The organism is Streptomyces sp. RLB3-17 (genome assembly GCF_007113425.2).
Classification (GTDB): domain Bacteria; phylum Actinomycetota; class Actinomycetes; order Streptomycetales; family Streptomycetaceae; genus Streptomyces; species Streptomyces mirabilis_D.
Genome location: NZ_CP041610.2, coordinates 8,583,580 through 8,598,832, shown reverse-complemented (window position 1 = coordinate 8,598,832; position 15,253 = coordinate 8,583,580). Strand labels below are relative to the sequence as shown.

The 15,253-nt window shown below is 65.2% G+C and carries 16 protein-coding genes and 1 pseudogene; 6 read left to right on the top strand and 11 right to left on the bottom strand.

Going from position 1 to position 15,253, the window contains the following annotated elements:
- Positions 1-65: 65 nt before the first annotated feature.
- Together FNV62_RS38615 and FNV62_RS38610 are read left to right on the top strand one after the other, a co-directional pair.
- Positions 66-800, top strand: coding sequence for an ABC-2 family transporter protein (locus FNV62_RS38615; protein WP_079090233.1), 735 nt, complete (start codon positions 66-68; stop codon positions 798-800).
- Between the two features lie 2 nt (positions 801-802).
- Positions 803-1,663 (top strand): ABC transporter permease, encoded by an 861-nt coding sequence (locus FNV62_RS38610; RefSeq protein WP_382108654.1) that lies wholly within the window; start codon positions 803-805, stop codon positions 1,661-1,663.
- Here the strand turns inward: FNV62_RS38610 and FNV62_RS38605 are convergent.
- Entirely contained in the window at positions 1,653-2,978 is a 1,326-nt protein-coding gene (locus FNV62_RS38605; RefSeq protein ID WP_143652253.1) for an MFS transporter, read from the bottom strand. The genes FNV62_RS38610 and FNV62_RS38605 overlap by 11 nt on opposite strands.
- 434 nt (positions 2,979-3,412) lie before the next feature.
- Between FNV62_RS38605 and FNV62_RS38600 the strand changes: the two genes are divergently transcribed.
- A complete protein-coding gene (locus tag FNV62_RS38600) occupies positions 3,413-3,622 on the top strand; it encodes a hypothetical protein (protein WP_060897029.1) in 210 nt (69 codons plus the stop codon).
- A gap of 336 nt (positions 3,623-3,958) precedes the next feature.
- On the opposite strand, the gene FNV62_RS38595 is transcribed toward FNV62_RS38600, so the two are convergent.
- The gene (locus FNV62_RS38595) at positions 3,959-4,366 is read right to left on the bottom strand and encodes an NUDIX hydrolase (protein ID WP_143603276.1); all 408 of its coding nucleotides are present in this window, start codon (positions 4,364-4,366) and stop codon (positions 3,959-3,961) included.
- Positions 4,367-4,747: 381 nt separating this feature from the next.
- Between FNV62_RS38595 and FNV62_RS38590 the strand changes: the two genes are divergently transcribed.
- Complete coding sequence (locus FNV62_RS38590; protein ID WP_313905051.1) at positions 4,748-5,080, top strand: hypothetical protein; 333 nt, start codon at positions 4,748-4,750, stop codon at positions 5,078-5,080.
- Between the two features lie 201 nt (positions 5,081-5,281).
- Here the strand turns inward: FNV62_RS38590 and FNV62_RS38585 are convergent, their stop codons facing one another.
- Positions 5,282-5,617, bottom strand: coding sequence for a hypothetical protein (locus tag FNV62_RS38585; RefSeq protein ID WP_143628541.1), 336 nt, complete (start codon positions 5,615-5,617; stop codon positions 5,282-5,284).
- 496 nt (positions 5,618-6,113) lie between these two features.
- Here FNV62_RS38585 and FNV62_RS38580 point away from each other — a divergent pair, with 496 nt between their 5' ends.
- Together FNV62_RS38580 and FNV62_RS56030 are read left to right on the top strand one after the other, a co-directional pair.
- On the top strand, positions 6,114-6,428 hold the full coding sequence (locus tag FNV62_RS38580) for a DUF6416 domain-containing protein (protein ID WP_263986790.1): 315 nt from the start codon (positions 6,114-6,116) through the stop codon (positions 6,426-6,428).
- Positions 6,429-7,044: 616 nt separating this feature from the next.
- Positions 7,045-7,230 carry a hypothetical protein gene (locus FNV62_RS56030; RefSeq protein WP_225900510.1) on the top strand — a complete coding sequence of 62 codons (186 nt, stop codon included), beginning with the start codon at positions 7,045-7,047 and terminating at the stop codon, positions 7,228-7,230.
- A gap of 243 nt (positions 7,231-7,473) precedes the next feature.
- On the opposite strand, the gene FNV62_RS38570 is transcribed toward FNV62_RS56030, so the two are convergent.
- The 8 genes and pseudogenes from FNV62_RS38570 to FNV62_RS38540 all read right to left on the bottom strand — a co-directional run bounded on the left by FNV62_RS38570 (position 7,474) and on the right by FNV62_RS38540 (position 15,247).
- Positions 7,474-7,788, bottom strand: coding sequence for a CPCC family cysteine-rich protein (locus FNV62_RS38570; RefSeq protein ID WP_144316542.1), 315 nt, complete (start codon positions 7,786-7,788; stop codon positions 7,474-7,476).
- Positions 7,789-9,234: 1,446 nt separating this feature from the next.
- Positions 9,235-9,846 (bottom strand): hypothetical protein, encoded by a 612-nt coding sequence (locus FNV62_RS38565; protein ID WP_144315863.1) that lies wholly within the window; start codon positions 9,844-9,846, stop codon positions 9,235-9,237.
- Between the two features lie 129 nt (positions 9,847-9,975).
- Positions 9,976-10,524, bottom strand: a complete 549-nt coding sequence (locus tag FNV62_RS38560) for a hypothetical protein (protein WP_144315862.1) — start codon at positions 10,522-10,524, stop codon at positions 9,976-9,978.
- Positions 10,525-10,534: 10 nt separating this feature from the next.
- Complete coding sequence (locus tag FNV62_RS38555; protein WP_144315861.1) at positions 10,535-11,440, bottom strand: radical SAM protein; 906 nt, start codon at positions 11,438-11,440, stop codon at positions 10,535-10,537.
- Positions 11,437-11,898, bottom strand: coding sequence for an NUDIX hydrolase (locus tag FNV62_RS38550; protein WP_144315860.1), 462 nt, complete (start codon positions 11,896-11,898; stop codon positions 11,437-11,439). Before FNV62_RS38550 ends, FNV62_RS38555 begins: the two co-directional genes overlap by 4 nt.
- A 317-nt stretch (positions 11,899-12,215) precedes the next feature.
- A pseudogene (locus FNV62_RS56025) lies at positions 12,216-12,575 on the bottom strand (hypothetical protein); the annotation flags it as partial.
- A gap of 384 nt (positions 12,576-12,959) precedes the next feature.
- Positions 12,960-13,538 carry a hypothetical protein gene (locus FNV62_RS38545; protein ID WP_143609490.1) on the bottom strand — a complete coding sequence of 193 codons (579 nt, stop codon included), beginning with the start codon at positions 13,536-13,538 and terminating at the stop codon, positions 12,960-12,962.
- Entirely contained in the window at positions 13,535-15,247 is a 1,713-nt protein-coding gene (locus FNV62_RS38540; RefSeq protein WP_143609489.1) for a PHP domain-containing protein, read from the bottom strand. Before FNV62_RS38540 ends, FNV62_RS38545 begins: the two co-directional genes overlap by 4 nt.
- Positions 15,248-15,253: the final 6 nt, after the last annotated feature.

The window sequence follows — 15,253 nt, the reverse complement described above, 5'->3', positions numbered from 1 at the left end:
CCGTCCCCGGCGGCTGGCGGGCCGCCCGGGTCACCCCGCTCGGCGAGCTGCACACCCCGCCCCGGATGACCGCCGCGCTGCTGCGCCTCGTCGTGCAGGTGGTGCTGGTGGCCTCGCTGTGGCGCGGCCTGTACGCGACGACCGGCACCACCGCGGGCCTCACCCGCGACCAGGCCGTCACCTACGCCGTGCTCGCGGTACTGGCCACCCGGATCAGGGCGTTGGACCAGTACTCGGGCCGGGACACCGTCCAGCAGCACATGCACTTCGGCACCATCGTGTACTGGTATCTGCGCCCGCTGCCCCCGCAGCGCTACTACGCGTTGCGGGCGCTCGGCGAGCAACTCTACGGATTCCTCTGGGCGTCGACCGGATACGCGGTGTGTCTGGCCGTCGGGTTCGTCCAGCCGCCCGGGTCGGCCGCCGTGGCGGCGGTGTTCGGGCTGAGCGTGCTGCTCGGCCAGTGGGTCCTGTACTACGTGATGCTGGTGATCGACCAGCTGTGCTTCTGGACGCTCCGCAACGGCGCCGCGATCCTGATCCTGGTCTTCGCGCAGAACCTGCTGTCCGGGGTGTACGCGCCGCTGTGGTTCTTCCCCGACTGGTTCATCACGCTCAGCCGCTTCCTCCCTTTCCAGGCGACGCTGAGTGTGCCGCTGTCGCTGTACGTCGGCCGGATCCCGGTGTCGCAGGCGGCGCCCCAACTCGCCCTGCAGGCCGCGTGGGTGGTGGCCCTCGCCCTGTTCACCCGGCTGCTGTGGCGCCGGGCCGCCCGGCGCGTGATCTCGCAGGGAGGCTGAGCATGACGGACAGACCGAACAGGACGTACGGGCCGAACACGACGGACAAGCTCAGCACATCACTGAAATCCCTGCGGATCGTGTGGCGCATCACGCGTCTCAACTTCCGCGCGCAGCTGGAGTACCGCTCCGAGTTCCTGCTGATGATCGCGATCGGCGCGATCTGGCAGGTGTCGGTGATCGTGTTCGCGACGGTGCTGCTCACCCGGTTCGCCGGGATGGGCGGCTGGGCGAGCCAGGACGTGCTGCTGATCGCGGCGACGCGGATGCTGGCGCACGGTCTGTTCGTGCTCTTCCTGGGCCGGGTGCACGGACTGGCCCGGCACATCCAGGAGGGTGTGATCGACACGTATCTGGTCCGCCCGATGCCGGTCCACCGGCAGCTCCAGCTCTCCGTCTTCCCCACGAACGCGATCGGCGACCTGACGGTGGCGACCGGGCTGATGGTGGGCGCGCTGACCCGCAGCCAGCTGGACTGGAACGCGGCCCGGATCTCGTACCTCGTCGTCTGTGTGCTGGGCGGGATGCTCCTGGAGGCGGCCCTGTTCACGGCGGTGGCCTGCGCCTCGCTGCGTTTCCCGGCCGCCGACTACTGGGGGCGCTGGCTGGAGGAGCTGCTCGGCACGTTCGGCAGCTATCCGCTCAACGTGCTGCCGCGCGCGGTCGGCGGTTTCCTCACCTTCGGGCTGCCGCTGGCCTTCGTCGCCTACTTCCCGGCCGCCGTGCTGACCGGACACGGCGGCGACTCGGGGGTGCCGTACTGGCTGGCGGCGGCCTCACCGCTGGTGGGGCTGCTCGCCTATCTGGGCGCGCGGCTGCTGTGGCGCTGGAGCCTCGGCCACTACTCCGGGGTCAACGGCTGACGACCGGTGCGCCGGCGCCATCTGTACGGGGCCGGCGCACCGGGGTGAGCAGCGCCAGTACGGCGACGAGCACGCAGCAGGCGCCCGCGACCACGCCCACCGCCGCCGTGCCGTGGCGCCCCGCGGCCCAGGTGAGGACGGCCGCGCCGGCCGGGGCCGCCGAGTAGTGCAACGTCCAGAACGCCGAGGTGACCCGTCCGAGCAGATGCTCCGGAGTCACCTCCTGCCGCAGCGACATGGAGCACGTGCCCGCCACGCTCCCGAAGCCCAGGAAGACCGCGGTCAGGGCGGCGACGGCCGGCACGCTGCGGGCCCAGCCCAGCCCCGCCAGCGCGCATCCGCACACCGCCACCGAACCGATCCAGGTCGGGCCGAAGCCCAGGCGTCGGCGCACCCGGGCCACCAGGAGCGCCCCGGCGATCGTGCCGAGCGCGCCGACCGCGAACACGGTGCCGACCGCGGCGTCGTCGCGGCCGAGATCGTGCTTGAGGTGGTAGATCAGCAGGTCGTTCAGGCCGAGTGTCAGGAAACTGAAGAAGGACAGCAGGACGGTCAGCACGCGCAGCACCGGATGCCGGACCAGGAAGGACACCCCGGCGAGCAGATCCGTCCACAGCCGCCGGACCACTCCCGTTCCGGCCACGGGTCCCGGTGCGGGGCGTGTGGTGCCCTTGAACCGTACGAAGCCGACGCAGGCTGCCGACACGCCGAAGCTCGCCGCGTCCACGCCGACGGCGGCGGCCGGCCCGAGCCACGCCGCCACCAGCCCCGCGCACACCGGACCGGCCACCCCGGCCGCCGCCGCGGTCGCGTTCAGCCTGCCGTTGGCCTCCGTGATCCGCTCGACGCCGACGAGGTTGCGGATGACGGTGACGTAGGCGACGGAGAACAGCATGCCGACGGCCTCGCACAGCGGCAGGACCACGTAGAGCAGCCAGATCCGCGGTCCGAAGACCCAGACCAGCGGAATCACCGCGTACAGCGCCATACGGACCAGATCGCAGGTCACCAGCAGCTTCCTACGGTCCACCCGGTCGACGACGACCCCGGCGAAGACCCCGGCCACGACCGAGGCCGCCCCGCCGACGGCCGTCAACAGGCCCATCCGCGCGACGGATCCGGTCGCGTGCAGCACGAGCAGCGGCAGGGCGATCAGTGCGAAGGAGTCCCCGAGGACCGAAAGGGTCTGAGCGACCCAGAAGACACCGAAGTCACGGTCCCGCCGCAACGGTTGTGGGGTGCCTTCGTCAACAGTGCCTTCTGCCGCCCGCTCCGAAGGCCTGGGCTCTCTCCCACGCCGCGCCCTGTACGCCACCGTGTCGGCCCCCGTCACCCCGATCCACTCGTCGACCAGCCTAGACGGGACGGGTGCACGGATGCACACGTGACTGAATCTGCACAGCGAATGCGCAACTGCGGCACGGGTGGGTTCTATTGGTACGGAGTTGTCCTGGTCGGAGCCGCCGTGGCAATAGCTGTCGGATTCCTGTGCCGGGCTACATGTAGAGAAGCTGCCCTGAATTCGTGTGCATGCGTGCATGGATGAGTAGCCAAGTGTTCCAACTGCCGTGCTGGGAGCGGCGAACGACTGGATGCCGGGCACCCTCCGTGATTTGATCCTTCGCGCCGACGGCATCGCGCCAAGACGTCCGGAAACGGATGGCGCGCGCCTGCGGTCGCGGCCCACCGGCTATCCCCAGCCTGGCCGCTCCCCCCTTGTGGAACATCCATACGAAGGGCAGTTTCATCATGAACTCCGCTCCCCAGGTTCAGACCCTCGAAATCTCTGACGCCGAGCTCGACACCGTCTCCGGCGGTCTGAGCCCGCAGGTCGGCATGGCCGCCGGCCCCACGGCGATCAGTAGCTCGGACCTCGTGGGTCAGTTCGGCGCGGTCAAGGACGAGGTCCTGGACACCGTCGGCCAGTACCACCAGGTCGGCCTGACCGTCTCCTTCTGATCGTCCGATCGCGGGACTTCCTCATCGCGGGATCGCTGACACCAGCAGCCTGACCGCCGATCGGCGTCCACAGCGACAAGCCCCCTGCCCGCGGGTCCGCGCCGGTAGGGGGCTTGATCGTCGGGGGCTGCTGCTTCTTTCCCTGGGTCTTGTCGGGGATCTTGGTGAGCTGGGCTTTCCCGAGCGACGTACGTCCGGTTGCCACCCGGCGGCAAGGTCTCGCTCGAAGCGTTGGCTGCGCTGGTGGCAGGCGCTGCGCCGTCTTGGTACGAGCGATATCACTCGGCTGCGGTCGTGGTGCTCGCTGTACTCCACTGCTGTACAGCGGTCACGGGATCAGGAAAGCCGCCCGGCCTCGTAAAGCGCGTCGAAGGCCATCTCGTCGACGGCCGAGACTCGGTCCCGATCGGCGTAGCGGAACCACGCCTTCTCGGCGATCTCCCTCGACGGGGTCAGCTCACCGCGGTGATCGGCGGTGTAACAGATCATTCGGAAAGGGCCGTGATCCGGATGGCCCTCGCCGATCTCGAACGTGCCGAAGTGCACCATGGAACCGGGGTCGATCGCCGCCTGCAGTTCCTCGTCGATCTCCCGCACCAGGGTCTCGCCGTCGGACTCGCCCGGCTCACGATGACCGCCCGGGAAGTAGAAGCGATCTCTGCCGTGACTACGCGTCACCAACACCCGGTCGTCCCGAACCAGGATCCACGCCACCTTCTCCGGCACACCGCTGCCATTCGCCATGCCTCGGGACCGTATCGGAGGGCATCGTTTGCGTCAGCACCGTCCGCACACTGAGCTTGGGAAGCTGAGGTGTTCCGGGACGGGTTGCCCGGTCGACCTGCGGTGGCGTGGTGCCGGCGTCCAGCTGACCGCCGACTTGGTGCCCGGTGTTCCCCGTGATTCCCCGCAACGATCTGGCACGGGTCTGGCACGGTATCCAACTCTGTGGCCGCGGTACGGCGTCATGCTTGATGATCGAGCCCCATGGATGCTGTCGTTCAGCGGGTGCGCACGTCGTGGACGAAGAAGTCGCGCGGCGGCTCTGAAGCTGCCCGGAGGAACGCTGCCCCAACGGTCTTCTTGCTGCCTCCGGGCTTGAGTTCTGCCCTCCATGAGGTCGCTATGGGAGAGGCCGATTCCTTCGAGCCTCGTATGCAGGTGCGGGATCTGTCGGCGCCCGGCATGATCCTCCGCGAAGTCGACGGCTTGCTGCGCGTGGATCCGCCAGAGGTGACCATGTTTGGCATGCCTCGACGCAATCGACGCCCGCCCGCCGTTCGCCTGGCTCCCGGCCAGTGGCTGCAATGGCAGATCAACCACCGGTTCGTCGGCAGTTGTGACGGGGCCTGGTCCTATCAACTGGAGACATTCAACATCCTTTATGGCCCCGCAGCGCCCGATGTGTTCCTGAGCGTGCCGACACGCCGTGTGGACGAGCGGGGGCCTCTGCGCTGAACTCCGGGGCCCTGAAACTCTCGGTGCCTCACGGATGGCCCGGGTGAGCGTTGAGCTGTCTCCTGATGGCGGGAGCTTCTGACCGGTGGCTCAATGCAGATCGGCCGGCGACGGCCATACCGGCCGCTTCGAGGCTCTGAGGGCGCTGTCGGTCTGGCTTGGTTGTTGGGGTTGCGGCACTGCGCTGCTGTGCCCGCTCCTTCACAGATCCACATGAAACTGTGTCTCCGCAGCCCCGTGACGCAGGACGACATGCGCCGGCCTGAACGGAAGTCCACGCAGTATCGGTTCCATGACCTTGAAGAGGACTCCGGCGTCAGGCCCGTACGCGTACACCATGGCCTCGCCGCCACCGAACTCGTTCCCCTCCACCTCCCCAACTCCCGCTTCCCCGACCGCGACCGCCATAGCGCGTTCCGCGCGGAAGATCACTGCGCGCTCAGCACGCTCGCCGAACTCTTCGCCACTCAGCCGGAAGCGAGCGATGACAACCTGCTCGGGGGCACTCGTTACGGGGAGGTCGAAGATCGCGTCCATGCGCGACACGATCTCACCGCGGTCTGACATCGGAAGACCATCGACCCTGGCCGCTTCACACACGCGACCTCTGCTTTGTAAGGGCAGCCGTGGTCGGCGGCGGAGTCGCCCAGGTCACCCTGGCTGCAGCAGTAGCCCAGCTGAACGGGGCATCGCAACTGCGGCGAACCGTCGTTGACTGTGGTTGCCCGCACGATGTGGCACGGCTGTGGCACGTTCCGAACGACGGAGCGCCTAGAAAGGGCGCTCTGTGGCTGCGTCCCGTCCCCCTCTTGGCCTGTGGCTCTTCCTCAGCTGAGCTGCTTGCCGGTGGAACTTCGACACGGATTCGACACGCAGTGTCCTGGCGGATCTGTACGGTGCGAACGACACACACGCTAGGGGCGAACTGTTGGGGGCGGGCATGACGGCGTATCTGACTGAGGCTGATCCACGATGGGCTAAGCACTCTGGTGAAGCGGGGCACTATGGAGCCTCGGAATGGGGTCCGGAGGACTTGGAGCGCGCCGCGATGTTCTTGGCCGAACTCGCGCCGCAGGCCCGGCGGGTGTTCCAGCACCTGCTGCGCAACCCTGGCCGGAGGATCCACTGCACGGAGTTGGTGGATAAGGCCCTGGGCGGGCCGAACGAGAGTGATCCGGCGCGGCGCGTGGCAGGGGTGCTGTCCGGGATGAGCAAGGGACACAGCAACAGTGAGCGGCGGCTTCCGTTCTACTGGTGGGAGGCTCCTGAGGGGAGCGCGGGTGCAACGTACGCAGTCCGCCCCTCGGTGGCAGCGGTGTTCCTGGCCACTCAGTTCGACGCCGCGTGATCTGCACAACCCCAACTGATCATTGGCGGCCGCCACCTGCGGCTGGCTAACCGATCAACGCTCTGACCTGCTGCTGAGCTATCGGCAGTGGTCGACGTTGGTCACCATCGAGCGCCCTCCCACGGCCCCGGTACGGCCCGGGAGGGCGCTCGGGCGTTGGGGGAGAGAGACAGCCGCCTTGTAAGTTCGATCACTCTGTGCCATAGCCTCCTGGAACGCGGTTCTGGGTTTGCCATTCGTTCCGACCGTGGTCGTCCCTGTCCGCCACTGTTCGGCGCCGTTGATGTCAGCCGGTGATGTCAGGCGGACAGCCTTAGTGGGTGCGATCCCGCCCCGCGTTGGCTCTGGCTCACCTGGCTGGCTAGGTTTTGGCACGACCATCGATCGTGGCGAGTGGAGAACACAGGTGCAGATCGCAGGCGTTGAGGTGTATGTCAATCACCCAGTGCTCCACCTGGGCGCGACTGACTGGGTTCCGACCTCCCTCGACCTGGGAGACGCGGATGCGGCAAGCTGCGACACCCATGTCGCAGTCCGCGTACGGCCTCAGCTGGATCTCATCCGAGTGCGCGTCTTCCGGAACTCCGACGATCCCGCGGGGGCCGATCCGAGATTTATGACCGTGTTTGACGGCCAACTCCTCCTGCCGGATGGGCGCCTGGCTGTCGGCGACGTCGAGGGGCTCACCCGCTTCGTACGCCTGGTGGGGGACCGGGGAGCCTGGAACGTCCGTGTGGCGGTGGACAACCCGGGCTGGGAGGCTCGTGCCATCGATGTGACTATTGGCTGGCCCGGCACGTAGCTCGATCAGCGGCCTGCGGCTCACCACCTACCCCGGAGTGCACAACACTGCGGCGGCCGCGAGCACAGCAGAGACCGCTGTGGACCTCAGCTTGGGAAGCTGCGTCCCTTTGAGGCCTGGTAGGGCGCTGACCTGAATGAACGGTTGGTGGCCGGCCTCGTCGGCTCGGCGGCTTTCACCGTGGTTCCCCCGCTGTTCCCCACTCGATCTGGTGCGCATGCGGTGCGGCTCAAGCTCGGGGAGTCAGGACCCCGAGTAGAGGGTGCCGATTCCGTAGGGTGTGCCGCTGTCAGGATGCTCTTCTGGCAGCGGAGCGCGAGCGAACTGGGCGCTGCGCTCGTCGCACGCGCCGAACACGTGGAAGTTCCGGCGAGCTTGGCGCAGACTGAGGCCGCGATTGGGGCCGCCGTGCACCTCGCTCGCGTCGTGCTCGTCCTGGCCGTCGTCCTCCCAGCGGCAGACGGTGCAGATCTCGAAGACTCCACGCTCGGCCAGGGTGATGAAGCCGCAACAGGGACAGCGGTACGGCCCGCACTCGGCGCTTCCGCGAACCACCATGAAGGTCACGTCTGCATCCTGATCTGCTGACACCGCGCGTTCAAGGGCTTTTGACTCCGGTGTGCTCGCTTTCCAAGCGTGTTGGTGGGGCGGTGGGCTGTGTGCAAAGGCGTTCACCTGCGTTCATGGGCGAGTGAACACCGTGACGTCTTCTGCTGATGGACCCGCCTGAACGACGGTGAACGTCGCTGAATGATAGGGAAACTGAGACGGCCTGGCACGAGGCCAGACCGTCCCCATCTGGTGCAACCTTCTGATCCATAGCTCTACAGAGGTCGGTCATTGAAGGTCATACGGGCTACCGCGATGGCTATGAGGGCCACCGTTGGGCGCTGCTGGTTGCTGGGTTGCTGTATTTCGCTGCTGTACGCGCCCACCTCACCGCGCTAGTTCTTCCCAAGGGTCGTAGCGCTCCAGCATCGCCGGCTCCAGCAGCCCCAGCTGCCTCGCCGCCCGGCGTCGCTCCCGGACCTCTGCGGTCGAGCGCGGTCGGTAGCCGGGGCCGCCACAACCGCACGAGTGGAAGGTGAGGCCGGCACGCAGCGTGGCCTCAAGTGCCTCCCAAGCGCTCTTGTCTCGGTCGTGTCCCAGGACGTGGTGTAGGGGATCAAGCGCTACGCGTTCCGGTTCGAGACCCGTGGCGATCTCTGCGGAGACTGCAGCCCACGAAGCGTCCCGGTAAGGCGAGTTGGACATCCGATCGGGCATCGTCGGCGCCCCTGGCCTGCGGATTCCGGTGTCTTGATCCCCTACACCACGTGGCGGGACGCCATCCTTGTCTCTACGGCGAGGGACAGCAAGGTCGAACCCGGCATTGATCATCGGCGTACGGCAGCGCGGGCACGGATGCGCCCGCGGCGGCAGCGGGCTCTGCTTGAACGACGACCGGCACGCAAGACACACGAAGTGCGGTTTGTAGGGGGTCGCGTATCGGCACATGCGGACAGGGCAGAGAGAGTGCCTGGACGGGACCACTGCTTTAGGAGAGAGGCGGGGGAATCGTGCCGCTGCGCTGGGGCTTCAATACCTGGTCAGGCTGCCGGAAACTCGACCGCGAGACAACCCCGTTGACCGTGGCTGACCCCCGCATCTGGCACGGCAGTGGCACGTGATTGAGGCGCGGCGGCGCGGGTTGTACTTCAACGTAGCTGGCAGGGCCGCACGTAGGCCTAGCCAATAGGTGCCTGGATCGCCGCCACAACGTTGACCGCTGTTGGAAAAGTGAAGATGCCCCCGCGCCGATCCGCACGCACACGGCGATTTCGGCGGCCGCGACTCAACAGCGGGGGCGAGACCAGTCGATCGGCGGTTCTCATCGTCGTGAGTGGGGCCATCAGGCTCTATCCTGTGCTGCGCTGCCTCCTCCATACATGCGAAGAGACGGCAGTCATGGCCGTTCGAGAAACAGTTGTCAGTCGGCGGGTGCCGACGCGGCAAAAAAGCTACCTAGACATCAGTGGCGTCTCGAAAAAAGGCTTGCCATGAATTCTTGAGAGTTCCATAAAGTCGCGCAGATCCAACTTCTGAAACTTCGATTGAGAAACTATTCCACCGAGGCGCCCGATATGGGCGGAATTCGAGTTGGATTTTCCCTGGGGGGGTATCGGCGTCAATCAGAATTACAGCCGCCTGTGGCAAAGTTGCGGATGTCTTGATGTGTAGATTTCGCTTGCCGTTTTCAGAGAGCGTAAGTTTCAGCTCTCCAAGAGCGCTCAGCCCGTGATTCACATGGTGTCGAATTGCATCTGCCGACATCTCCAGGTCTTTACTCAACGCTTCTGGCAAAACGCTAGTAGGGCCGATCATGGCAATCTCTACAACTACGCCCCTCTCAGCCAACTCCGCGAACACCCGAGGAATCCCCTCAAGAGTCCCCTGCGCCATCCAGTAGCAAGCAATTTGCACAGAGCTCCTGGCTTGTCTCAGGTAGTCGGCGAGGCTGGATGGAGTTCGATAGCGAGGCCACTCATCACGACCCACGTAGAAATTAGAAACTCCTTCTGAAAACATTCGCAAGCTAAAACGCTGCGCTTGCCTCAAGGCGAGTTGACGGCGCACTCGTGATGTAATCCGAACTCGCGTTCGAGCCACAATGAATCCGAGGACACTCAGAACAGCGGCGGATACGATCCCGATCACTAGCTCGTTGAGCATCCGAGGTCAGTCCCCCATTTAGCGTTTTGGTTTCTAAAAGTGACTAGTGATCAACTCAACTGCTTCGCGTACGGACCAAGGAGAAGACAGCTCGATTACATTCTCTGCGTCGGTAACGAATTCGTCAACCAGGCTATTTTCGTAACACTCTACAGTTCGGTAGAAAATCAATGCTTCATATGATGTCGTGCGCTTTTCGGTGACTCTCTCCAGAAAGTCATGATCGGGCAAGCGGAGCTTTACTATGTGTGGTGTAAAAATCTCCAGCTGGCGCATTAGTGCATCTCGATAGCGAGCCACCGTTTCATCTGAACCACGGGCCATGGCGAATGCAATGTTCCCGATGTGCCAACTTTCGATGACTGGCAGACGCTTTTCTCGATTAATTTTCGCGTCACGCTCAAGTTCAATTTGCATGACCTGAGTATCAAATGATTCAACCGGTACGGTAACTCCGTAATCAACAGCCGCACGCAATGTAGTGCCTATCTGCGGGAAGAAGGCGAATTTGCCACTGGGCAGTGCGGACCCTAGCGTAGTCTTCCCCGCCCCATGGACCCCTAGCAGAACCACCACGCGCATATCTCGCTCCTCAAAGCCCTTCTAGGTAATTCTTCACGGATTCAACAGAAGGGTTCGATGTGAGGTCGAAGGAGTTATCCTCGCGCACTATGCACGGCTGCAATTTCCCAATCGGCGTAATGCGGAGAGCGAAGATCCCCTCCTTGCATATTTCCTTCACTTGGCACGTGTGGCAAGCCAAGAATTTCTGCTGTGCGCCTATTTCAAGATGCTTAACCTCAATCTCACCACCGCCCTCAAGCTTCATTACTTTGACGGGGAGAGAGTATGGGTCTATTTCCTCTGTAACGCTTTCAACCGGCAATGTGGCCAATTTTTCCAGAAGTTGAGATATTGGCATCCCGTCCCGGGAAGACAGTGATGGAATTCTGTTCAGTACGTTCACGCGGACTGACCGCTCGCGCGCGAATGCCAATATGTCATGCAATGTGCCCATGTCTTGGAAGACGTGATTAATCTTTCCAAGAATCCCGAGAGATGCCGTGCGATCTATCCCGGAGACGACACGGCTCATTAGACTTGCTGGGCCCACGTTTTCTCTAAAGAACTCTGGGTTTAGGCTAAATAGGGAAACGTTGACCCTATTGATTCCGGCCTCTTTATATGCCTCGCCCAGACTTGCCAGTCGGCTGCCGTTCGTCACCATGGACAGATCAAGCGCAGGGTCGATCTGCCGAAGCCCGCTGAGTATCTCTGGTAGATCTTGTCGGAGAGTTGGCTCTCCTCCCACGATTTTGAACTTGCGAACCCCTGTCTCGTAAAGGATTCGAGAAAATGAGACGATTTGCGCTGGCGTCAGCATAGGTCCTGGGCTCGTGCGTTGCATGCCCTCCTCATGGCACCAAACGCAATGCATGTTGCATGTCTTGCTATGATTTACAACTATTCGAAGGTAAGGATGAAGATTCGATTTCATGCCTTCGGCCTCGCAAAGTCGGGCTCTTCGAACCAGAGTTGTGACAGCTCTCTGTCTAGTGTGAGAGTGATGGCCTTCCTTATGTACGGAATCGTCTCATGGGGCAGGGAGCGGACATTAAACCAGCGCACATCGTCACATTTATTGGGCTCATTGTTGGTTATGTTGCCCCTCCATGATCGTCCGGTAAGGAAGAACTCAATCCTCTCCTCATCCGACAAGCGATGCATGACCCCAACCAGGCTCAAGTCCGAAGGGGATATAGACACATCAATCTCTTCTGCTGCTTCGCGGCAGGTGGCTTCTATTATGTCTTCCTGGCCCTTGAGGTGGCCGGCGACAACACCGTAGAGGCCGTCGCAATAGCCGGTATTGTATCGACGCGTGAGAAGTATCTGATCATTAGAGAAAAGGAGGAGATGCACTGCGACTGGGAAACGCATGTGCTGCCCGCCCATGGGACCTCCCCGGCTGGACAAAGGGAAATCACCCCTCGGTCACGTTACTCAGCGGTGACTCGTTCCAGGTTCTTGGGTGCTCCGTGCTCCGTAGCGGAGTCTAGGCGCTAGCGATGAGCCTTGCCATATGTCGGTTCGGCTGGGGTAATCCGTAACCGCCAGCTGTCCCAGTCAGGGCGTAGCTCTTCTACGACGGCAAGCGGCTGCATGCTGTGCGCGCGGCACGGACGCCGGCCGGGCTGGAGCGGGACGGAGGCAGGAGCGCAGGCCCGGGCGGGGGCCGTGCCGCGCGCGGGGAGCGGAGCGAGCCGCACTTGCTTGAAGTCGTATGCACAGGCTGAGAGTTCAATGTCTCGCCGGTCTGCCAGGGGCAGGAAGATCGTCGGTCGGGCCGTCCAATTGATGTCTGTGTTGTCCAGGTTGATGGTGACCGTGCAGGGCTCCGAACATAGGAGAGCTCTCCTCGTCTCGATGCGGCCCTCGTACAGCCACTCCCAGGCTTCGTCGGAGGCTCTGGAGTCCAGTGCTGGTGTGATGGTGCGCAGTGCGATCGCTGTCCAGCGGTCTGCCTGTCCGGCCGAGTGGGCATCGAAAGAGCCGCGGAGCGTCGGGTGCCGCGTCTCGGTGAGGTCTTCGGTCCAGCATTCGCACCAGAAGCCGCGGGTGTATCCGTTCACGAGGTCGCTCCCGGCGGCTAGGCCACGAGGACGTAGCGCGTGTTCTCGTCGTGCAGGGTGAGTTGGTAGGCCGTGTCCATGGTCAGGTAGGGCGATGGCTCGTTCGTGTTCCGTCTCGTCCCTCAGCCAGTAGCGGCGCGGCTGGGCGTGTGCCATGTCGAGTTGGTCCGTGACGTTCCTCGTGCGCTCGCGAAGCCACCACCGATGTCCTGGCCATAGGTCAAGTGCGTCGGCGCTCGACATCAGGTCGGTCACCTTCCCGCGGACCATTGCAGTGAGGCACCGCACCAGGTGCCCGATTTCCAGGCGTGGTGGCAGGGGGGGCGACGTCGGCTGGAACCGTCACCACGGTTCCAGCTGACTGCCCTCATCGTCCTCGTCGGGTCAGTGGTCCGCGCAGCACGGTGTCGGGTCCGGGACCTCGAACGGGACCAGTGTCCCGCCCACGGCCGGCATCGCGGCCAGGGTCAGTCGCCCTTCGCGCCACTCCGGTCGTACGTGATCGCGGGTGACGATCCGCTGGTCCGGGTCGGGGCCGTCGGGCGCCCCGAGGACGACGATCCGCTCGACCGCGGAGACGGTCAGCAGCCGGGCGACGGTCACCGTGCCCGTGAGCGCGTCGACCCCGGCGTACCGGACGGCACGGCCACCGGTGCGCGCGAGGTGCTCCGCGGCGGCGTGCGCGGCGCCGGCGGCCAGCTCGTCCGGACCGTGCCGCTCGGCGCCCAGAGCTGCGCCGAACTCCCGTTCCGTGAGCGCCCGCCAGGCCGCGCGGGCCACCCGCTCCGAGGGCGTGGAGAAGGACAGCGCAGTGTGCCGCCGCCCCTCCCGCACATGGTGCGTACAGCCCACCACCCCGTCGTCCAGGCCGAGTTCGGCAGCGAGGTCGAGGAGGAGATGGTCGGCCGCCCGCAGGGTTCCGGACAGACCGGTGTCGACCCCGACGACGTACCGTTCGGTCACGACGGCAGGACCCACACCGGGTTGGAGTAGAACCACAGGTCCTTCCACGGGTCCGCGTCGCCGACGACGTCCACGGCCGGGCCCGCCGGGTCGACCGCAGCGCCCATCAGACCGGTCGCGGAACGGTTGCCGTCGGTGCCGCGCAGCCGGACGTACACCGGGCGGTCGACCGCGCCGAGGGAGTACGACAGACGCACCACGCCCGTGGACTTGTTCACCTCGTACGACCGGACGACCTTCGCGGTCGGCGCGGTGAAGGTGTCCCTGTCCGCGACGGCGCCCGTGACATCGCCCTGGATGACGTCCACGCGGGCCAACTTCGGCACGAATCCCGCCCAGTTGGGACCGTCGGCGAGCGCGATGTCGACCGTCAGCGTGACGTTCTGCCCCTTCTTGACGTGCAGCGCGCCGCCCAGGGTCGCCCAGCGACTGCCGCCCGCCACCCGCGCGTCGAGGCCGCTGATGAGCTGCCCGTGGTCGACCCACACGCGCCCGGCCCGGATGCCGTCCATGACGGCGGCGTACGAGAAGCCGTCGGCACCGACGTGGGTACGGCTGTACTGGCCGGGCCAGTAGTCGCCCTGGGTGAGGTCAATCTTGCCGCCGTAGACCGGGTCGGTGTGCCTGCCGTTGGCGGTGAAGTCGCTGTCCGGGCCGCCGCGGACGGCGGTGTCCGTGTACACCTGGTGGGAGTCGGAGTTGGCGGTGATCCACCAGGGCTTGCCCTCGGCGAGGAGGCTGTCCCACAGGCCGCCGACCGTGGCGGTCATCCAGTCGAAGCCGCCCCAGGTGCGGTAGCTCTCCAACGGGTAGCCGGCGAAGGAGTCGGCGCTCGGGTTGTTGTCGTAGATGCCCCGGGCGCGCCCCATGCCCAGCGGCGTGGCGATGCCCCCCGCCTGGTGGCCCGGCGCGCCCTCGAAGCCGACGGCGATCTGACGGCCCGAGCCGGTCGCGTCGCGCCAGCCGCGGATCTCGTGCGGCGAGTCGACACCGCGCCGCGCCGGGTGGTTGGCGAGCATCAGCGCGTCCTTGACCTTGCGCCGCTGCACCTGCTCCGCGAGGAAGTTGAGGCCCGCGACGGCGAGCGCCTCGTTGGCGGGCGAGGACCCGCTGGTACCCGTCACGCTGCCGTCGTAGGACGTCTCGAACGCCTTGAGGACGCTGACCTCGTTGTTGCCGGGGTGAACGAACACGGTGCCGTGCTCGGCGCCGGGTATGTTCCACTCGAGCCCCTGGAAGACGAGCGTGTCCTCGTACTTCTCCCGGGCCTCCTTGATGTCCGGGTTGACCTTGTCGACACCGATCTTGGCGTGCGTCTCGCTGCCGTGGTCGGTGATGACCATCCAGTCCAGACCGTGCCGGGCGCCCTGCCGGACCTGGTCGCCGACGCGGTACTTGCCGTCACTGCTGTACTGGGTGTGGATGTGGTGGTCACCGGACAGCCAGAGGAACCCGTTCCGTCTGCGACCGCTCGTGGCGCTGGAGGCGTACGCCGGTGCCGCCGCCCCCTGCGCGAGGACGCCACCGGCGGCCAGTCCCGCGCCGAGCAGCCCCGCGCGGCGCAGCAGCGAGCGGCGCGACTGCTGCTCGGGGGTCAAGGCCTCGTCGGGCACGGAGGGGTCGAACGCGGCGGGCAGCGACTCACTCTCGTGGTCGTGCCCGTGGCTGTGGTCGTGCTGGTGACCGTGGTGGTGATGCCCGTGCCCCATGCCTGC